The organism is Streptomyces sp. NPDC054765 (genome assembly GCF_053612065.1).
This window is the reverse complement of sequence record NZ_JBSHBP010000024.1, coordinates 1-18944: the sequence shown is the minus strand read 5'-3', so window position 1 is coordinate 18944 and position 18944 is coordinate 1. Positions and strand designations below refer to the sequence as shown.

At 67.3% G+C, this 18944-nt stretch carries 17 protein-coding genes and 1 pseudogene; 13 read left to right on the top strand and 5 right to left on the bottom strand.

Features of this window, described 5'->3' with window-relative positions:
* Nucleotides 1-124: 124 nt before the first annotated feature.
* Nucleotides 125-1108, bottom strand: a complete 984-nt coding sequence (locus ACWGJY_RS17465) for a quinone oxidoreductase family protein (RefSeq protein ID WP_453261673.1) — start codon at nt 1106-1108, stop codon at nt 125-127.
* Nucleotides 1109-1182: 74 nt separating this feature from the next.
* Entirely contained in the window at nt 1183-2019 is an 837-nt protein-coding gene (locus ACWGJY_RS17460; RefSeq protein ID WP_453261672.1) for a helix-turn-helix transcriptional regulator, read from the bottom strand.
* A gap of 331 nt (nt 2020-2350) precedes the next feature.
* Between ACWGJY_RS17460 and ACWGJY_RS17455 the strand changes: the two genes are divergently transcribed.
* Complete coding sequence (locus ACWGJY_RS17455) at nt 2351-3487, top strand: FAD-dependent oxidoreductase (protein ID WP_453261671.1); 1137 nt, start codon at nt 2351-2353, stop codon at nt 3485-3487.
* A 28-nt stretch (nt 3488-3515) separates the two neighbouring features.
* Here the strand turns inward: ACWGJY_RS17455 and ACWGJY_RS17450 are convergent, their stop codons facing one another.
* Both ACWGJY_RS17450 and ACWGJY_RS17445 read right to left on the bottom strand, forming a co-directional pair.
* On the bottom strand, nt 3516-3644 hold the full coding sequence (locus tag ACWGJY_RS17450) for a hypothetical protein (RefSeq protein WP_453261670.1): 129 nt from the start codon (nt 3642-3644) through the stop codon (nt 3516-3518).
* A 196-nt stretch (nt 3645-3840) separates the two neighbouring features.
* Nucleotides 3841-4167, bottom strand: coding sequence for a hypothetical protein (locus ACWGJY_RS17445; RefSeq protein ID WP_453261669.1), 327 nt, complete (start codon nt 4165-4167; stop codon nt 3841-3843).
* Between the two features lie 38 nt (nt 4168-4205).
* Between ACWGJY_RS17445 and ACWGJY_RS17440 the strand changes: the two genes are divergently transcribed.
* The 4 genes from ACWGJY_RS17440 (at nt 4206) to ACWGJY_RS17425 (ending at nt 8033) form a co-directional block, all read left to right on the top strand.
* Nucleotides 4206-5309 carry a reverse transcriptase domain-containing protein gene (locus tag ACWGJY_RS17440; protein ID WP_453261668.1) on the top strand — a complete coding sequence of 368 codons (1104 nt, stop codon included), beginning with the start codon at nt 4206-4208 and terminating at the stop codon, nt 5307-5309.
* The gene (locus ACWGJY_RS17435) at nt 5239-6471 is read left to right on the top strand and encodes a site-specific integrase (RefSeq protein ID WP_453261667.1); all 1233 of its coding nucleotides are present in this window, start codon (nt 5239-5241) and stop codon (nt 6469-6471) included. Before ACWGJY_RS17440 ends, ACWGJY_RS17435 begins: the two co-directional genes overlap by 71 nt.
* Nucleotides 6461-7213, top strand: a complete 753-nt coding sequence (locus ACWGJY_RS17430; protein ID WP_453261666.1) for a tyrosine-type recombinase/integrase — start codon at nt 6461-6463, stop codon at nt 7211-7213. Before ACWGJY_RS17435 ends, ACWGJY_RS17430 begins: the two co-directional genes overlap by 11 nt.
* A gap of 331 nt (nt 7214-7544) precedes the next feature.
* Nucleotides 7545-8033: a group II intron maturase-specific domain-containing protein gene (locus ACWGJY_RS17425; RefSeq protein ID WP_453261665.1), complete on the top strand. Its 489-nt coding sequence runs from the start codon at nt 7545-7547 to the stop codon at nt 8031-8033.
* A gap of 434 nt (nt 8034-8467) precedes the next feature.
* On the opposite strand, the gene ACWGJY_RS17420 is transcribed toward ACWGJY_RS17425, so the two are convergent.
* Entirely contained in the window at nt 8468-9079 is a 612-nt protein-coding gene (locus tag ACWGJY_RS17420; RefSeq protein WP_453261664.1) for an IS5 family transposase, read from the bottom strand.
* 246 nt (nt 9080-9325) lie between these two features.
* On the opposite strand from ACWGJY_RS17420, the gene ACWGJY_RS17415 reads away from it, so the two are divergent.
* The 8 genes and pseudogenes from ACWGJY_RS17415 to ACWGJY_RS17380 all read left to right on the top strand — a co-directional run bounded on the left by ACWGJY_RS17415 (nt 9326) and on the right by ACWGJY_RS17380 (nt 18885).
* The gene (locus tag ACWGJY_RS17415; protein ID WP_453261663.1) at nt 9326-9907 is read left to right on the top strand and encodes a hypothetical protein; all 582 of its coding nucleotides are present in this window, start codon (nt 9326-9328) and stop codon (nt 9905-9907) included.
* 107 nt (nt 9908-10014) lie between these two features.
* Nucleotides 10015-11604, top strand: coding sequence for a S1 family peptidase (locus ACWGJY_RS17410; protein ID WP_453261662.1), 1590 nt, complete (start codon nt 10015-10017; stop codon nt 11602-11604).
* A 476-nt stretch (nt 11605-12080) separates the two neighbouring features.
* Nucleotides 12081-13625 (top strand): trypsin-like serine peptidase, encoded by a 1545-nt coding sequence (locus tag ACWGJY_RS17405; RefSeq protein ID WP_453261661.1) that lies wholly within the window; start codon nt 12081-12083, stop codon nt 13623-13625.
* A 474-nt stretch (nt 13626-14099) separates the two neighbouring features.
* Nucleotides 14100-15881, top strand: a complete 1782-nt coding sequence (locus ACWGJY_RS17400; protein ID WP_453261660.1) for an ALF repeat-containing protein — start codon at nt 14100-14102, stop codon at nt 15879-15881.
* Nucleotides 15860-15922 (top strand): annotated as a pseudogene (locus ACWGJY_RS17395) (hypothetical protein); the annotation flags it as partial. The gene ACWGJY_RS17400 and the pseudogene ACWGJY_RS17395, both read left to right, overlap by 22 nt.
* A gap of 117 nt (nt 15923-16039) precedes the next feature.
* Nucleotides 16040-17986 carry a polymorphic toxin-type HINT domain-containing protein gene (locus ACWGJY_RS17390; RefSeq protein ID WP_453261659.1) on the top strand — a complete coding sequence of 649 codons (1947 nt, stop codon included), beginning with the start codon at nt 16040-16042 and terminating at the stop codon, nt 17984-17986.
* A gap of 73 nt (nt 17987-18059) precedes the next feature.
* A complete protein-coding gene (locus tag ACWGJY_RS17385; RefSeq protein WP_453261658.1) occupies nt 18060-18323 on the top strand; it encodes an Imm32 family immunity protein in 264 nt (87 codons plus the stop codon).
* Nucleotides 18324-18492: 169 nt separating this feature from the next.
* Entirely contained in the window at nt 18493-18885 is a 393-nt protein-coding gene (locus tag ACWGJY_RS17380) for a hypothetical protein (protein WP_453261657.1), read from the top strand.
* Nucleotides 18886-18944: the final 59 nt, after the last annotated feature.

The window sequence follows — 18944 nt, the reverse complement described above, 5'->3', positions numbered from 1 at the left end:
AGGGGTGGTGGCCATGGCGGAGGGCAACACCCGAGCGAAACTCGGGTGGGAGCGGCCGAACTCGACGGCCTGCCGGGCGGGCTGACCGCACCCGGCTCAAGCCCGCTCACCCGGCCGGCCCGGGTCACCACGCCGCGACGTCGAGCACCAGCTTCCCGGTGGTCGTGCCCGACTCGATGCGGCGGTGCGCCTCGGCGGCCTGCCCCAGCGGCAGGGCCTCCACCTGCACCCGCAGGTCCCCGGTCGCGGCGGCCGCCACCGCACGGCGCAGGGCTCGCCCCGTCTCCGCGGGGAAGGCCGCGGAGAAGGCAGCCAGGTTGAAGCCGGAGACGGTCTTGTTGGTGAACCACAGCGCATTGGCCGAGAGGCCCACATCCTCGGCGCCCGAGGCGTTGCCCATCACCACCAGACGTCCCATCGGGGCCAGCCGGTCCAGGCCGGCCCGGCGCGCCGGGCCGCCGACCATGTCGATCACGATGTCGAACTCGCCGGCATCGGCGACCCGGTCACGCAGGATCACCTCGTCGTAGCCGAAGCTCCTGGCGGTCTCGATCTTCGCCTCGCTGCCGACCGTGCCGACCACGCGGCCCGCGCCCAGCAGACGTGCGGCCTGGCCGAGCTGGCTTCCCACGCCGCCGGCCGCCGCATGAACCAGGACGCTGTCTCCCGGCTCGATGCGGGCCACCCGGTCGAGCACGAGAAACGCGGTGGTGCTGTTGGACGGCAGCGCCGCGGCGACCCCCGGCCCGATGCCGAGGCCGTCCAGCGGCGCGACCAGGTCCGCGGCGGTGACCACCACCTCGGCGTAGCCCCCGCTGTCGACGATCGTGAGCGCGGCCACCGGCTGCCCGACGGCCAAACCCTCGACGCCCTTGCCGACGGCCCGGATCCGGCCCGCCACTTCGATGCCGGGCACGAAGGGGAGCGGCACGTCGACCACCCCGCGCCGGTAGAGAACCTCGGCGAAGTTGGCGCCCGCGTACGCCACATCGATGGCGACCTGGCCCGGTCCGGGCCCGGGGACCGGCAGGGTGGCGGCGCGGAGCACCTCGGCCTCGCCGAACTCGGGGATGATCACTGCGTTCATGTGCGTGCTGCTGTTGTTCATGTCTGCGATCCTGCGGGCACGGCAGCGGCGCGGGCAGTGTCCCGTCATCTTGGGTGTGGCACCACCAGGCTGCACTACTGCATCAGCGTCTCCAGCCGCTGCTGGGTGTCCGTGCCGGGACGCGGGTTGTGCAGGATCAGATGGTGCCCGGGGTGTTCGGGCAGCGGCAGCAGCGTGGCATCGAAGGTCATCGTCCCGGCCTCGGGGTGATCGACCGCCTTCACCGCACCGGTGTGCTCGGCCACGTCGTGGCGCGCCCACAGCGCGGCGAACTCGGGGCTGACCGCGGCGAGACCGGCGGCGATGCGGCCGAACTCCGGATCGTCCGGGTAGCGCGCCGCGTCGGCCCGGAACGCGGCGGCGACATCGGGCGCGGTCTTGTCCCAGTGCCGGTGCAGCACCCGGTAGCGGGCGTTGGTGAAGAAGGCGACCAGGCAGTTGTGATCGCTCTCGCGGTAGCCGAACACCACGCGCGCCGCGTCGTTGACGGCGGTGAAGTTCCAGTGGCGGTCGCGAACATAGCCGGGCTTAGGCGACCAGGCGTCCAGCAGCCGCTGCACCTCGGGTGAGACCGCCACCGAGGGCGCGGAGGGGAGCTGCGGAGCGGTGAGCCCGGCCAGGCGGAACAGATGGGCGCGCTCCGCGGAGTCCAGCAGCAGCACCCGGGCGATCGCGTCGAGAACGTGGTCGGACACCTTGATGTCGCGCCCCTGCTCCAGCCACGTGTACCAGGACACTCCGACGCCCGCCAGCACGGCGACCTCCTCGCGCCGCAGCCCAGGCGTGCGCCGCCGGCCACCGTCCGGCATGCCGACATCGGCCGGCGAGACCCGGGCGCGACGGCTGCGCAGGAAATCCCGCAACGCGGTGCGGCGTTCATCGCGGGACGTGGACGAAGGAGCGCTGGCCATGGCGCCAACTTTAAGACCTTGCTTCCTTACGCCTCTGGAGACCACTGGCGATCACCACCAGGCCGGACCCCTCGGAGAACTGGTGACCGTGGATACGTGAGCCCGCCAGTGGGCCGGCCGGGGCCGGTGTGGGGTGGTTGTCGGCGGTGGTCGGTGAGCTGTCGGCGATCCGTCGGCGATCCGTCGATGGCTGCCGGGACATTGGAGCTGGTTGGCGCCGGCCATCAACGGCCCGGCCACCGGCATCGCATCGTCCCGGCTTACTGGAACGGCGCTCCCGGCGTGACCTGCCGGGAGTCCGCCCAGCGGTCCACATCAGGAAGGAAGCTCCATGACCACCGACGTCACGATCATCGGCGCCGGGCTCGGCGGCCTCACGCTCGCCCGCGTCCTGCACGTCCACGGCATCCCGGCCACCGTCTACGAGGCGGAGCCCTCCCCGGCTGCCCGTTCGCAGGGCGGGATGCTCGACATTCACGACTACAACGGGCAACTCGCCCTCAAATCGGCTGACTTGATGGACGAGTTCCGTGACCTCATCCTGGAAGGCCGCCAGGCGATGCGGATCCTCGACCCGGACGGGACCGTCCTGTTCGACCAAGCCGACGACGGCACGGGTGGACGCCCCGAGGTACAGCGCGGCGAGCTGCGGCAGATCCTGCTCGACTCGCTCCCGGCCGGCACCGTCCGATGGGGCCACAAGGTCAGCAGCAGCCGTACCCTCGGCGAGGGCCGCCACGAGGTGACCTTCGCCGACGGCAGCACCGTCATCACGAGCCTGCTGATCGGCGCGGACGGCGCGTGGTCACGGGTCCGGCCACTGCTCTCCACCGCCACCCCCGAGTACACCGGCAAGTCGGTCGTCGAGACCTACCTGTTCGACGCCGACGCCCGGCACCCCGCCGCCGCGAAGGCGGTCGGCGACGGGTCGATGATCGCGCTCACGCCGGGCAGGGAGGTCTTCGCCCACCGGGAAAGGGACGACACTCTGCACGCCTACGTGGGGCTGTCCGAGCCGCAGGACTGGTTCGCCGCCATCGATTTCACCGATGCCGCCGCGGCCACCGCGCGGATCGCACACGAGTTCCGCGGCTGGGCACCGGAGCTCACCGCGCTGATCACCGACTCCGACACCGCGCCGGTCCTGCGCACCCTCCACGCCCTGCCGACCGGGCACCGGTGGGACCGGGTGCCGGGGGTGACCCTGCTCGGCGACGCCGCCCACCTCGCGGCCCCGAACGGCGAAGGCGCCAACCTGGCCATGCTCGACGGCGCCGAACTCGGCAAGGCCCTCGCCGCCCACCCCGACGACATCGAGGCCGCCCTCACCGAATACGAGCAGGCCATGTTCCCCCGCAGCGCCGAAGCCGCCGTCTTTGAAGGTGCCGAGGCCCACGGGACCGACTCCGACAACAACACAGCCCACGACCTGATCGCCACATTCGCCCGGCACGAGCAGTCGCAATAATGACGCCTGGGTCGTGTTTGAGATGTGGTCACAGTGCCTGCCGCATCAAGGTGAGTTGGACGGTGGCTTCGTAGCGGACGGCGAGCTTGCCGTATCGGGTGGGTGCGCCACGAGGCGCCAGTGCGCCGTGAGGCGCGGTGAATCGAAGGAGGTGCAAGACCTCCTCGCCAGCCTGTCGCAGCAGGCTGGTGGGAGCTGAGCGCAGCCCGACCCGGGAGACGCCGGGGAGGGCGGGAAGCAGCGCTGACAAAGCCGGGACGGCCGGGAACTGCCAGACGGGCCGGGTCCGGCGAGCGAGATCAGAGGGCATACGAGAGGAATCAGTGGTAAAGCTCCGTAAGCGTGGCACCGGCTCAAATCTGGTGGATATGGGCCGGGTTGCAGTGCACAGTCTGCTCATTGGGCGGGCTGACTCCGTAGTCGACTTGGCGTGTCGGTGGGGAGGTCATGGTGAAAGCCTGCGGCGTAACCGTGGCGATGCTGCCGGGGCAAAGCTGGATGCCGGACTGATCGATCGATTCACCGTGAACACGGGAACCATCCCACATCACTCCCTTGGCCCGGTATCCATCCGGGTTCTTGGGATAGATGCGTCGTCTGTCGAAGGTGCGGGATGGGGCGGAGGCCCCGTAGTAGTCCGAACGGGCGAGAGGCCCGTGCATGGCGAAGGGGGCCAGCAAGTCAGCAGTACGGATACTGGAATGCCGGGAGGTCGTTGGTGAATACCGACGAGCTGGAATACGTCTTACTCAAGGCGGAACGCCGGGTACTGGAAATCCAGACCAAGCTGCACCGTTGGGCCAGTGATGATCTTCATCGCAGGTTCGATGATCTGTACAACCTCGCTGCCGACCCGGGCTTCCTAATGGTTGCCTGGGATCGGGTGCGGAACAACAAGGGCGCACGCACGGCAGGAGTAGATGGCGAGACCGCCTACTACATCGAGTCCGTGCGCGGGCTGGAGGGGTTCCTTTCGGAACTGCGAGAGGATCTCAAAGCTCGCATCTTCCGGCCCCTCCCGGCGCGGCGACGCGCGATTCCCAAAGCTGGCGGCAAGGTCCGCTATCTGGGGATCGCGACTATTCGCGACCGGGTGGCTCAGGCGCCCTTGAAGCTGGTGTTGGAGCCGATTTTCGAGGCGGACTTCCGCCCGTGTTCCTACGGGTTCCGTCCGAATCGCCGGGCTCACGACGCGGTGGCAGAGGTGCACCATTTCGCATCCCGCTCGTATGAGTGGGTGGTTGAGGGTGACATCAAAGCCTGCTTCGACGAGATCTCGCACTCCGCCCTTATGGATCGGGTGCGGGAGCGCGTCGGAGATAAACGCGTCCTGGCCTTGGTGAAGGCATTCCTGAAGGCGGGCATCCTCGACGAGGACGGCACGCTGGTGGATACCGACGCCGGAACTCCGCAGGGGTCGATTCCCTCCCCGTTGCTGAGCAATGTGGCTCTCTCGGTCTTGGACGAGTACATCGCCCAAGGGCCGGGCGGGCCAGGAGCCAGCCCGTATGGAAGGGCCAAGCGACGACGCCAAGGTCTGCCCAACTACCGCCTCGTGCGGTATGCGGATCTATGCCGAACTCGGCATAGGTCGGCTCATGCCGCATGCCGGGTCATGCCGAACCGCGGGGGCGGGAGTGTAGTGGACCTGGTATCTGGTTTTGGAAGGTTCGGCATAACCCGTGTCGTGTGCTGTGCGGCGTCATATCCCTGTTTGTGTAGGCGAGTTGGCCTCCAGGCAGGAGAGGATCATGGATGTGATCGGAGGGCGGCGCCGCGGTCCGGTGCCGCTGGTGACGGTGGGAGCGTTGGCGCCGTATGAGCCGTTGCTGCGGACGGAGTTGGCGTCCCTGGGGTATGCGGCCGGGTCGGTGACGGACGCGGTCCGCATGCTGAGGCGGTTGAGTGACTGGATGCAGCGGCGGGAGATCGCCCCGGCCGAGCTGACGCCGTCACGGCTGGAGGAGTTTCTGGCCTTCCGGCGGGCGGTGTGCCGGTCGGAGCCGGTGGCGAGGCGGTCGCTCGGCGCGGTGATCGGGGTTCTGCGGGGCGGTGGCGCGATACCGGGGCCGGCTGCGGTCGGCGGCGGTGCGGTGGAGGAATTGCTGGCGGATTATGGCGCCTATCTGAGGGGGGAACGTGGTCTGGCGGCCGAGTCCGTCCGTTGTTACTGCGGGCAGGCACGCAAGTTCCTCGACGCGTTGCCCGAGCCGTTGGAGGAGTCGCTGGCACGTCTGGATGCCGCGCGGGTGACCGCGTTCATGGTCCGGCACGCTGCCCGGGCTGAGAGCGTCTGGTCGGCGAAGGCCCTGGTGACCGCGGTCCGGTCGCTGCTGCGTTACCTGCATGTGGACGGCCGGATCCCGGCACCGCTGACTGGGGCGGTTCCGGCGGTGGCGGGCTGGCGGCTGGATTCCCTGCCCCGCGGCCTGGCGCCGCAGCAGATATCCGCGCTGCTGGCCGCTCCGGATCTGCGGACCCCGGCGGGGCGGCGGGACCGGGCCATCTTGGTGGTGCTCGCCCGGCTGGGACTGCGCGGTGCGGAAGTCGCCGCTCGCCGGCTGACCGATGTCGACTGGCGGGACGGCCAGATCGCCGTGCGGGGCAAGGGGTCCCGCATTGAGAGGCTTCCGCTGCCAGCCGAGGTGGGCGAGGCCCTGGCCGGCTACTTGACCGGTGCTCGGCCCCGGTGTTCGGCAACGGCCCTGTTCGTCACTGCCCGGGCCCCCTATCAGGGCCTCACCGGGACTTGTATCCGGGCGATCATGGGGCGGGCCTGCGACCGGGCCGGACTGCCGCGGCTGGGAGCCCACCGGCTCCGCCACAGCCTGGCCACCACCATCCTGCAGGCCGGGGCCCCACTGCCCGAGGTCGGGCAAGTGTTGCGGCACCGAAGCCAGTTGAGCACCGCCGTCTACGCGAAGGTCGACCACACGGCACTGCGGGCCCTGGCACAGCCGTGGCCGGAAGGCGGTGCGCGGTGACCACGATCCGACAGCACGCGGAAGACTATCTGGCCATGCGCCGCCGCCTGGGATTCAAGCTGACATCGCCGACCTGGACGCACCGGCCATCGGAGCGTTCCTCCAACACCTGGAAACCGCCCGCGGCAACACCACCGCGACCCGCAACGCGCGCCTGGCAGCGATCCGTTCCTTCTTCCGCTACGCGGCCCTGCGGGCCCCCGAGCATGCAGCGGTGGTCCAGCGCGTCCTGGCTATCCCGCCCAAACGCTTCGACCGGGCCATCGTCAACTACCTGACTACGGCGGAGACCGACGCCCTGGTCGCCGCACCGGACCGCACCACCTGGACCGGACGCCGTGACCACGCCCTGCTACTGACGGGCGTCCACACCGGACTACGGGTCAGCGAACTCACCGGCCTTACCCTCCAGGACGTCCACCTGAAGACCGGCCCTCATCTGCGCTGTCACGGCAAGGGCCGCAAAGACCGGTGCACCCCGCTGACCAGCAGCACCGTCAAAGTACTCAAGATCTGGCTGCGAGAACGCGGCGGTGAGCACGGCGACCCGCTGTTCCCGACCCGCCGCGGCACCCCGCTCAGCCGGGATGCCGTCGAACGCCTCGTCACCAAACACACCCGGACCGCCGCGGACACCTGCCCGTCGCTGACCAGCAAACACGTCACACCGCACACCCTGCGGCACAGCACGGCGATGGCGCTTCTCCACGCAGGAGTCGACATCTCGGTGATCGCTCTTTGACTCGGCCACGAATCAACCGAAACCACTCAAATCTATCTGCACGCCGACATGAGCATCAAGGAACGCGCACTCGCCCGCACGGCCCCCGCCGGGAGCCCACCCGGACGCTACACCGCCCCGGACACCTTGCTGGCATTTCTCGAAACACTCTGAACAGCAGCCAGGTTATGCCGACCGCATTGGTCCGGGCGCCAGCTCCACTACACTCCCGCCCCCGCGGTTCGGCATAACCCGGCATGCGGCATAAGCGGACGACTGGTGCCTGCTCGTTTCGGGCACCAAGGCGCACGCCGAAGCCCTGCGGGAAGAACTCGCCGGGGTTCTGTCCACGATGGGCTTGCGCCTGTCGCCGGAGAAGACCCTGATCACCCATATCGACGAGGGCCTTGCCTTTCTCGGATGGCGCATCCAGCGTCACCGGAAGCGAGGGACCGGCAAACGATACGTCTACATCTATCCGGCCAAGAAGGCCCTGGTGACCATCATGGCCAAGGTGAAGACGGTCTGCCGGCGGAGCACGAACCTGTCGCTCGAAGACCTGCTGCGTCAGCTCAACCGGATGCTGCGGGGATGGACCGCGTACTTCAAGTACGGATGCTCGAATGCGACTTTCAGCTATCTGAGGGCCTACCTCTGGAAGGAGATCGTCAGATGGCAGGAGCGCAAGCACCGGCGTGTTCCCTGGAAGGTACTACGCCGACGCTACGGCATATGGCCCGCCGAGGGCGGGATGGAATTGTTCGACCCGGCAAGGGTGAGCGCCAAGCGCTACTACTACCGGGGAACACGCATCCCGACGCCTTGGCCGAGCACAGCATGAAGTGAACACAAACGCACGGGACTTGTGGAGAGCCCGGTGCGCTTAGCGGTGCACGCCGGGTTCGGGAGGCGACCCGGAGAAACGGGCTGGTCGTGAGGCCAGTACCGCGCTCCGGGTCGACCTCACCGTTGTATCCCCGACGCAGTCGGGAGGAACTCGGAGGGAGGTTCTTGGGTCACCTGACTTACCTGGACGCGAAAGCGCGAGGGAACAAGAGCATGTCAGGGAAGCGGTGGTCGCCCGGAGGTGTCCGGGGCGGGGTGCCGCGAGACCCGCACGATATGGCCAAGGCTGGATTGCTTGAAGCCCAATCTCCAGCAGTGAAAGTGCGCACTCGTCGGAACGACACCTGAAACCGACGCCACGTCATGTCCGGTCATGAACCCGAGGACCGGACAACCTCCGTGACGTGGAACATCGCCCAGCGAGGGCGGTCAAGGAGATAACGCCCGGTCGGCCAGGAGCAGGTCAGGTGCGCGGGTGCCCGCCGCCGGTGCAGGGAACGCGGAGGCAGTCCATGGCCTCGGTGAACACCGGGGCATCTCCGCGCTGGCCGGCGGTGACAACGGCCGCCAGGACGTGGAAGGAGGCGTCGACGGCCAGGTGGATCTTTGTGGTCTGGCCGCCACGCGAACGCCCGATCGCGTGGTCGGCCGGCTCGGCCGCCAGGCCGTCCGGACGCGACCGGCCCGGATCGTGATCCCCTTTTCGCGAGCCCCTGCGGCGTGCTGGTGGGCCCGGCGGATCGTGGAGTCGACGGACACCTCCCACTCGATGTGCCCGGCTGCATCGGCCTTGACCTGCAACTTCTTCAGGGCGCGAGCCCAGGTCCCGTCGATCTGCCAACGTCGGAATAGGGTGTATGCCGTCTCCCACGGTCCATACCGCTCGGGTATGTCCCGCCACGGCGAGCCCGTGCGGGCTCGCCACCAGATCCCGTCGAAGACCTGCCGCCGGTCCCGGGGCTTGCAGCCCATCCTCGGCAGCGGCGGCAACACCGCCTCCAACCGGGCCCATTGTCCGTCGATCAGGTCTCCACGCGCCATACCAAGATCGTTTCACGACCTACCGCCGGGTCGGTGCCGTCGACCGCGGCAACCAGCTTCGGGCCGAGGTCGGGGCCGCAGAGCCAGTACGTCTGGAGCGTGCCAATCCAGGCGTAGTGGTACTCCTGGAGCGTCTGGCAGCAGAGGCAGGGGCGTAGGGACGCGCAACGGGCTCGAGGTGAGTGGCCGGAAGTTGGCAACCGTCGGCACGAGCGTGACATGTGCGCGTTCACACATGCCTTACATATGCTTTACTTCTTCACTGCAACGACACATGCTGACATTCACCCCTTTGAGCAGAAGGACGCCGTGGTGATACCTCGTGCCCGAAAGGCGCTGATATCCAGCCTTGTTGGCGCAATGTCAGTGTCGGCTGTGATGGCCGGCCTGACGATGGCGCAGGCCGCGCCGCAGGACGACTCGCCTCCCTCGACCGCGGGCTCCGCCGCATCCGATATGCCCTCCGCGGTCGAGGACTTCAGCTACCCGAACGCCGCGCGGATCCTGCAGGATCAGGGGATCTCCCTGAAGCGGGGCGACGGTCACATCGTGCTGACCGGCTGCGACTCCGCCTACAACATCATGGTCAAGTCCCGTACCGGCGCGAAGGAATTCTGTTTCGCGGTCCGTGGCACCAAGGGCTACCTGACGATGGAACTGGCTGACGCCTTCGGCATGTGGACCGTGGGGCACCCGGTGCAGGCCACGATCACCGCAGGCGGCAAGGAGACCGTCATCAACGCGCCTAAGAACGACTACAAGCCGTTGGGTGAGGCCGGCAGCTCCGAGAAGCGCTCGGTCCTTGTGGAACTGCGCGTCACCAGCTGACGCCGTACGGCGGCAACACCTCCAGCCAACAAGTGGGCAGGGGCGCGCTCTTGAGCGTGCGTGCCCGGAACTGTGCCACCTCTTCGATCGAACGGAAAGTGTGAGTGATGGGCAGACGTTCGCGCGCCGCGTGGATATCAGGATTATGTGCAGCCTCGCTCATGATGGGTGTGCCGGCGTACGCAGTCGCCGGTGGCAGCGCCGCCTCGGGCGGGTCCTACACGTTTGCTGTGAAGCTCGACATCGGTGACGGCAAGCGCAGCTGTTCGGGCGTGCTGGTGGACAAGCAGTGGGTGCTCACCGCTGCCGGCTGCTTCGCCGACGACCCCAAGAGCCCGACGGTCGCCGAGGGTGCGCCGAAGTGGAAGACTATGGCGACTGTCGGCCGGGCCGACCTGACTGGTTTGGCGGGAACGGTCGCTGACGTCACCCAGGTGGTGCCTTATCCGGGGCGCGATGTGGTGATGGCCCAGCTGGCGAAGCCGGTCAGTGGTGTCACGCCTGTGACCGTCGCTTCGGCTCCTCCTGTGCAGGGTGAGGAGTTGAAGGTCATCGGTTTCGGCCGGACCGGGACGGAGTGGGTGCCCGATACGCTGCACGCGGCCGCCTTCGCGGTGGACGCGGTGCAGGACGGGAAGCTGGAGATCACCGGGAAGAGCGCGGCTGTGTGCTCGGGCGACACCGGCGGTCCGGCGCTGCGTGAGAGCGGTGGCCGGATGGAACTGGTCGCCGTCAACAGCGTCTCTTGGCAAGGGGGTTGTCTGGGCACTGATCCGGCCGAGGCTCGCACGGGCGCTGTCGATGCCCGGGTGGATGACCTGGGCGCGTGGGTGCAGCAGGTCCGTTACCGTCCGGTCTTCGCCGCCGCGCCGTGGGAGAAGGCCACCCACATCGCGTCGGGCTACTTCACCGGCGGCTCGGCCGGCGGCAGTCGGCACATGGATATGATCGTGCGCTGGGCCGACGCGGAAGTCACCCTCTACCAGGGCTCCGACGACAAGGACCCCCGCCACCCCTTCGCCGCCGAGTACCAGCTGGCCAAGCCGCCGGAGCCGGGCAAGACCAGTATCTGGCAGCATGCCAAGCAGATCACCGGTGCCAGTTTCGGCGGCGGTACGGACGGGCTGGTCGTGCGCTGGGGCGACGGGGAACTGACCCAGTACACCCACGTCGACGCCACGGGCTTCCACGGGGAGAAGCAGCTTGCCACGGCCAAGAACACCCTCTGGCCGCATGCCACGCAGATCACCGCCGGCCGCTACTCGGCGAGCCGGCAGCGGGGCGACTTGCTCGTGACCTGGGACGACGGCCGCGTCACTCTCCACCCCGACATCAACACCAACGGCGTGGCGGACAAGGCCCAGAAGGTGTTCGTCAACAAGAACACCACCTGGACACACGCCACCCAGATCAGCGCCGGAGAGTTCACCGGCAAGAAGACCATGGACCTGCTGGTGCGGTGGTCGGACGGCGAAGCCACCATCTACCCGGGCCTCGACACCGCGGGCTTCCACGGCGAGAGCCAGCTGTTCAAGCCGAAGACCGACTGGAACGACGCCACCGTCCTCAACGCCGGCGCCTTCGTCGGCAACGAGCGGATCCACGACGTCCTCGTGCGGCGCGCGAACGGCGCGCTCAGCATGTACCCGGGCCTGGAACCTGGTGGCAAGCCCAGTGAGGTAAAGATCGTCGGTTGAGCCAACGCCGCGTGATGCGACGGGATGGCTGGTGCCCCCGCCGTGTCACGCGGCACCGATGGAACATCTCGATCAGCCACGTCCGGTTGACCCCGCCTCCACACCCCGACACCACAACGGAAAGCTCCATGAGACACATACCGTGGTTACCCGCCACTGCCTTGGCCCTGTGCGCGTCGCTGGCCGTCACTGCCTCGGCGGCCGCTCTCCCCCACGAGGGGCCAGGTTCCCCTGGTTCGCAGCGTGCCACAGCGAGCTCCACCGTCATTCCGCCGGCCACAGGGCACGGTTCTGCACATGACGCGGCCAAGGACCAGATCGACAACGCACGTAAGGCACAGCGGTATTGGACACCTGCCCGCATCCGCGCCGCCGTTCCGGTGGACGCCGCGCAGTCCCGTAAGCCCGATTCGAAAGCGCCGCCAGGAGCCGGACGAAATCGTAAGCACTCCCTGGCAAGCGAGCCGTCCCGCCAGGTGCCCGAGGGGATCGCCACGGTCGGCGTATTCCTGATTCGTACCACCGATGGCTCGGCCACCCCGGACCAGTTCTGCACCGCCAGTGCGGTGGCCTCGCCTACCAAGAGCCTCGTCATCACGGCGGGGCACTGCCTCAAGGGTGACCCCCGACACCGGGACTTCGCGTTTGTGCCCGGCTACCGCACCGGAACATCGACGGCCGGGCAAGCAGGGGAAGCTCCCTATGGCATCTTTCCGGCGCAGGAAGGGAAAACTTGGATCGATGCCCGCTACCGGGCATCAACTCCCGATGACGATGTCGACTTCGCCTTCCTGAGTGTCGGCCCGAACGTCCAGGGGCAGCTCCTGGAGGACGCCGTCGGACGCGGCAACGAACTCACCTCCGTCCCCACAGCCCAGCTCGCACGCAAAGCCGTGACGCTCGTCGGCTACCCCGGCGGCCAGAAGACTCCACTCCAGTGCACCAATGACACCACCGCCTTCCAGGGCCGGTTCATGGAAATCAAGTGCGACGGCTTCCGCACGGGTGTCAGCGGCGGCCCCTTCCTGGAGAACTTCGACGGGCGGCGTGGCAACCTCGTCGGCGTCATCGGCGGTTACAAGACTGGCGGCCCGTACGACCACACCAGCTACACCTCTCAATTCGACAAGGACGTCTTCCAGCTCTACCGGCAGGCCCTGACCGGCACACCGTCGAACCCGGATCCGGGCACCAGTACGTCCATGGGCTCCGCGGACACCTGGACCCACGCCAAGGGCATGACGACCGGCCGCTTCCACACCGCCCCGGTAGGCAACAGCGTCAGTGATCTGATCGTGCGCTGGTCCGATGGCGAGCTCTCCCTCTACCCGGGTAATGGCGCATACGGCTTCGGCAAGGACATCCAGCTCGGCAAGGACAAGGCATGGCAGCAGGCCGCGGTCATCACCGCCGGCGACTTCACCGGTGACGCGAACTACGACCTCCTGGTCCGCTGGACCGACGGCGGACTGACCCTCTACAAGGACGTCAACGAAAAAACCAAGCTGACGGACAAGGTGGAGCTGAAGGGCGCCAACGGCACCTGGACCCACGCGAGCACCATGGCCGCCGGGCGCTTCGGCGGAGGCAACACACGCAGCGACGACCTCATGGTCACCTGGACCGACGGCGAAGTGACGCTCTACTCCAACGTGGACGCCAAAGGGCTGCACGCCGAAAAACAACTCGTCAAACCACCCGACACCACCTGGCCGCACGCCCGGGACGTCTCGGCGGGAGACTTCCGCCCCGAAGTAGGAGACCAGGACCTGTTCGTCCGCTGGAGCGACGGCGAGGTCAGTGCATACGAGAACATCGCCGCCCAAGTCTTCGGGCGCGAACACCGACTGCTGCCCGCCAAGTCCCCCTGGCGCGACGCCCTGCTGGCCACCGCCGGCGCCTTCGGCGGCCCTGCACGCCAGAACGACCTCGTCGCCCTCTGGCCCGGAGGGAAACTCACCCTCCACCCCGACACCACCAGCGCCTCCCTGGCTACCGAACGCATCCTCGTGAGCCCGTGACCACAAACATGTGCGCGCTGCTGACGAGCTGACCGTGACCTCGACGTGCGTCGAGCTTCTCGGCCTTTCCCCACTGACGTCCTGAATCCCGTGGGGACAAGCCAGGTTTACCAACTGGTGAACGGGCTGTCCATGCCCTGACGCCGTTCACCGTCACAGGCCCGCCAATTCTTTACCCGGACGCTGCCCTCAGCGGAAGCCCGAAACACGTCACGGCCGCCTCCGCGGTCCGGGTGCCAGACCCGGAAGCAGATCCACTTGCGTGGATCTATCTACCCGCCCTGAGGCATGTCCGTACGTGCTCCCCCTTTGCTGAATGAACTTACGAGGCGTTGGGGCACTACCGATCGCTATGAAGGACAAGAGAGGACTGAACGGATGAGGCTGAGACCAAGCACAAAGAGAGCCGAGTGGCTCCTCAATAGCGGACCCTTATCCAGCAGAAGCAGACCGCCGCATCGTGGCACATGGACCATGCTGCTGTCCGCCTCGCTGGTGGCGGGGCTGCTGGGGGCAGGGCCCGCCTCCGCGGCGGACACCAACAACGACGACCTGCCTTTCATGCGTGAACTGGTCGTCGGCGTATGGATGGACGGCGGTGCGGGGATCAAGGAGGCGGCCGAGCGGGCACTTCTCGGCTCGGGCCAGGACATCAAGACGTTCATTGACCAGAGGGACGGCATCGAGTTCGACGACGATTACGTCGATGCGAGCCGGATCTTCAACGCCGGTGGTCCTGCGGTGCGCGAGGCCGCCAAGACGGCCTTGAAGAGCAGCACTTCGGAGAACCCCGGGCCGCTGCGGGCGTTTTTGAAGGATGGTTGGAAGGCTCCGCTGGAGGAGGACCAGGAGGTCGAGGTCTCCCGGGTCATCAACTTCGGGGGCAACGGGGTCAAGGACGCCGGCAAGGCAGCGTTGAAGGGTACCCCGGAAGACCGGGCGAAGTTCCTCGCTGAGGGGCAGTACACGGCGCGGGAGACGGACAACGAGGTCGAGGTCTCGCAACTCATCAACTCGGGCGGCCCGGCGGTCAAGGCGGCCGGCAAGGTCGCGCTCAAGGGCACGCCCGACGACATCGTCGAGTTCCTTGAGGTGGGGCAGTTCGTCGCGCGTGATCGCGACCAGGAACATGCCACCATCGCCCAGCTGACCGAGCAGGCCACCTTGGCCGGGAAGCGGGCCAAGGACGCGACGGAGCAGGCGCAGGAAGCCTCCACGCGTGCGATCGAGGCGTCGGATCTGGCCAAGGAAGCCGCGCTGAAGGCGGCGCGGGAGACCAACGCCGCCAAGAACGACTCCCAGCGGGCGGCAGTCAAGGCCAAGCAGGCCGCCGACGCGGCCCGGGCTGCCGCCGCCGCATCGCAGACGGCTATCAGTGCGGCCAACGCCGCCAACCGCTCGGCCCGCATCGCCGCCTTCGCCGCCGCACAAACGGCCGCGGCGGCCGCCAATGCCGCTGATGCGGCCAACGACGCCTACAACGCCTCGATCGCCGCCGCCTCCGACGCCGGCCGCGCAGGCGAAGCCAGAGACATGGCGAAAAAGGCCCGCGCGGCGGCCACCCTCGCAAGGACCTCCGCACAGGCGGCCAAGCAGGCCGGCGCAGCCTCGCTGGCCGCAGGCGCAGCCGCGAAGGCCTCCCGCAGCGCCAGCAGCAACGCCAACGCCGCAGCCGACGCGGCCGATGAGGCCAACAACTACGCCGAGGCCGCGGGCGTCCACTCCGGTGAGGCGAGGGCGGCGGCAGCGGAGACCCGTCGCCACGCCAACGAGGCCGACCGCGCGGCCAACGCCGCCGAGGCTCTGGCCGGCAAGTCCGCCAACGCCGCCGACGAGGCACGAGACGCGCGGAATCCGCAGCCACGCACGCCGACAACGCCGCGGCGGCCGCGGAGGAGGCTGCCAAGCATGCCGGTGAATCAGCCAAGGCGGCTGAACAGGCAAAGAAGCACGCAGATGCGGCAAAGAAGGCAGCAGATGCAGCCGAGTCGGCGGCAGCGACGGCCAAGAAGGTCTTCACCATCGCCCGCGAGGCCGAGGCGGAAGACCTCACCACTCGTACCGCCGCCGCCATCGAACGCGCCCGGACCCACGCGGCACAGACCGCCTCAGCCACCTCCGCCTCCGCCGCCGGCCTGGTCGAGTCCCGCTCCCTGGACACCACAGCAGCCGAACTGGCCGCCGAGGCCGACAAGCCCGACGCCGACACCAAGGCCATCGCGCAAAAGGGCCGCATCCTCGCCCTCAAGGCCCTGAAAATCCGCGGCCCCTGGCACCAGGAGGCAGCCGCCAGGGCCCTGTCCGGCCTGGACGACGAGGTCCTGGAGTACCTGCGCACCGGGTGGACGCAGGCCGCCCAGGACGAGATCCGCGAGCAGGTCTCCCAGCTCAGCACGCAAAGCCCCTACGAGGTCGTGCGCAAGGGCGCTGCAGAAGCACTCCAGGGTTCCGACCAGCAGGTCAGCGACTTCTACACGACCGGTCAGTACGACGTGGCCGTCACCGACTACGCCGTGCGCGTCTCCCAGATCAACAACGCCGGCGGCCCCGGTGTCAAGGAGGCGTCCAAGGTCGCACTGGCCAACGGCAAGGGCAAAGTGCTCGCCGCCTTTATCAGCAACGGCCAGTACGCGGCGCTGAACTCCGACGAGCAGGTCATCGCCTCCAAGCGGGTCAACGACGGCGGCCCGGAGATGAAGGCCGCGGCCAAAATCGCCCTGGCCGGATCCGCCGACGAGCTGCACGAATTCATCCAGGTCGGCCAGTACATGGCCGACCGCAAGGACCACCTCGCCAGCACCCACATCGCCCAGATGCAACGCCTGACCGCCGAAGCCTCCGGCGTAGCAGCCAAGGCCCGGCACAACAGCTGGAAGGCGGCAGAAGCCGCAGCCAAAGCCGGCGACGCCAAGGACGAAGCCGCCAAGGCCGCGGACGGGGCGAAGAAGTCCGCCAACCTCGCCAAACAGTACGCCGACGACGCCGACAAAGCCGCCACCAGCGCAGAGAACAGCGCCGCCCAGGCAGCCAACTCCGCCAAGACCGCACGCAACGCCGCCAATACAGCAGACCGCGACGCGGCCGATGCCGAAACCTCCGCAGCCCAGGCGGAATTCTCTGCCACCTATGCGCGCAGCTCGGCCTCTCTGGCCACTTCGGCGGCCGACGACGCCCGTGCCTCTGCGCTCGATGCCGGCAAGAGCGCCAAGGAAGCCACCGCCCTTGCCACCCAGGCGTGGACGGAGGTGCAGAAGAAGCGCGAGAGCGAGGTAGCCGAAGCACGCCGCAAGGCCGAAGAAGCCCGCAAGCAACAAGAGAGGGAGAAGGCCAAGAAGCCGCACTGCGTCTCTCACACCGGCAACGAGATAGCCGGGCTCCTGCCCTGTGTGATGTCCGGTGGCGACGTCACTCCCGTAATCGACCCCACCCTCACCGCCGTGGTGTGGGAAATCACCGGCCTGAACGACCTCAGGGAGTGTATTAAGAACCCAGCCTTCGGAGCATGCACCGCCTTCGCCATTTCCGTCCTCCCGGTCGGCAAGGTCAGGCTCCTCAAGAAGCTCGGCGAGGGCATCGAAGACATCGCTGAAGGTTCAAGGGTGGCCAAAAAGGCGAAGTGCTTCAAGTGCTTCCTCGCCGGCACCAAAGTGCTCATGGCGGACCACTCGACGAAGAACATCGAGTCGGTGAAGGCCGGGGACCAGGTACTGGCCACCGACCCGGTCAGCGGACTCACAGGGAAGCGCTCGGTAACCGGCCTCATCGTCACGGAACACGACAAGAACTTCAACGAACTCACCATCGCCACCCCTCAGGGCAACCGCCACCTCACCGCCACCAACGAGCACCCCTTCTGGTCGCCATCGCAGAACGCATGGACCGATGCCGCCCACTTGCATCCCGGCATGACCCTGCGGACCATCGATGGCAGCGCAGTCACGATCAAGGGCAATCGTCCCTTCAGTGAAAACGCCAGGACCTACAACCTGACAGTCGACAACCTGCACACGTACTATGTCCTCGCAGGCGAGACGCCGGTATTGGTTCACAACAGCAACTGCCCCTGGACTTCTTACCGCAAATTCGATGACGATGGCCATCCGGTGGATGGAACTCAGATTCCAATGAATGAAGCTCTCGAGGCGGCGCAGAAGTGGATCGGCCCCGGCTATTCTGAAACCGTGAAGGGTAGTGGGCGGTATCTCTCGAAGGACGGCACGCGCGTTGCCAGGCTGGGCGAACGGGATATCACAGGGCAGCACGGCGGTGGTCCGCACATGAATTTTGAGCGATTGGTACCGAACCCCAAGAAGCCTGGCAAGTTCATGATTGTCGAAAACCGGCACATCTATCTCGAATAGACCCTGCGGGTGGGGAGCCGTTGATGGGGCATCAACGGCTCCCTGCTGCCCCAACAAAGGAGCGACAGCTGCAATGGATCTTGTGATGAGCGTTCCAGAACATCGCGTCGGCGAAGGACTGCAATTCGCCTGGGACGACGATTTTGAGATTGAGTTGGAGGTCGGCCCTACGGAGGTGGTCATCAAGGCGAATCGCGCCGGATTGACTTCACTGGCACGTCACCTGTTGACCCTTGCCCAGCAAGGCGTTCATGAAGGTTCGCATCTTCATCTCACAGCGGATCAAGAGATCGAATCACAAATTGATCTCATTCTTGAGCGAGTGGAGAAAGATTGATCCTCTTGTGCCTGGCAGGGCGTTGACGGCAGCTGGTGAGCTGTTCAGAGTTTCTCTACTGGTTCAAGGGCGGCCCGCTTTGTGCGGGCCGCCGCCCGCTCCTGGCTGCCATCCCGCTGGCGACGGTCCTGGCCCGCTCAACGCGTCGGATGCACCGCACTGAACTGTCGTGCTGCCGGTTCCGCGACTCCGCTTCGGGCCGGTAGACAGCCGGGAGGACCCCAGCAGGACCGGACTCGTCGTCGATCGCCGGGCGAACCTTCTCGAACACCGCCGTCAGCCGGATCAAGCCTTTGCCGCGCTGTTCGTCGAGCGGGCCTTTGAGAACGCCCAGGGCGTAGCCGTAGGTGTCCGCACCAAGCATCACCATGTCCTGGTCCTCGACGTCCAGCTGCGAAAGCCTGGCGGGAACGGCAGGGCCATGTGTTCGGCCATCATCTGCGAGAGCGCTTCGAGCATCTCTTCGAACATGCGTGAGATCCTGCCGGATCCCACCCAGCGAACCAAAGCGGTCACGGCACTAGATGCAATACCGGTGACTTTGGTAATGCTGGCTCGTTGAGTTGGTGTGCCAAGGCCCGGACAGTTGAAGGTAGTTGAGGGCGATCGGTTTTCGGATCG

What these genes read in the sequence shown, in the direction of transcription:
- ACWGJY_RS17465 (WP_453261673.1), bottom strand. Translation starts at nt 1,108, where the DNA reads ATGAACAACAGCAGCACGCACATGAACGCAGTGATCATCCCCGAGTTC.
- ACWGJY_RS17460 (WP_453261672.1), bottom strand. Translation starts at nt 2,019, where the DNA reads ATGGCCAGCGCTCCTTCGTCCACGTCCCGCGATGAACGCCGCACCGCG.
- ACWGJY_RS17455 (WP_453261671.1), top strand. Translation starts at nt 2,351, where the DNA reads ATGACCACCGACGTCACGATCATCGGCGCCGGGCTCGGCGGCCTCACG.
- ACWGJY_RS17435 (WP_453261667.1), top strand. Translation starts at nt 5,239, where the DNA reads ATGGATGTGATCGGAGGGCGGCGCCGCGGTCCGGTGCCGCTGGTGACG.
- ACWGJY_RS17425 (WP_453261665.1), top strand. Translation starts at nt 7,545, where the DNA reads ATGGGCTTGCGCCTGTCGCCGGAGAAGACCCTGATCACCCATATCGAC.
- ACWGJY_RS17420 (WP_453261664.1), bottom strand. Translation starts at nt 9,079, where the DNA reads ATGGCGCGTGGAGACCTGATCGACGGACAATGGGCCCGGTTGGAGGCG.
- ACWGJY_RS17415 (WP_453261663.1), top strand. Translation starts at nt 9,326, where the DNA reads ATGCTTTACTTCTTCACTGCAACGACACATGCTGACATTCACCCCTTT.
- ACWGJY_RS17410 (WP_453261662.1), top strand. Translation starts at nt 10,015, where the DNA reads ATGGGCAGACGTTCGCGCGCCGCGTGGATATCAGGATTATGTGCAGCC.
- ACWGJY_RS17400 (WP_453261660.1), top strand. Translation starts at nt 14,100, where the DNA reads ATGCTGCTGTCCGCCTCGCTGGTGGCGGGGCTGCTGGGGGCAGGGCCC.
- ACWGJY_RS17385 (WP_453261658.1), top strand. Translation starts at nt 18,060, where the DNA reads ATGGATCTTGTGATGAGCGTTCCAGAACATCGCGTCGGCGAAGGACTG.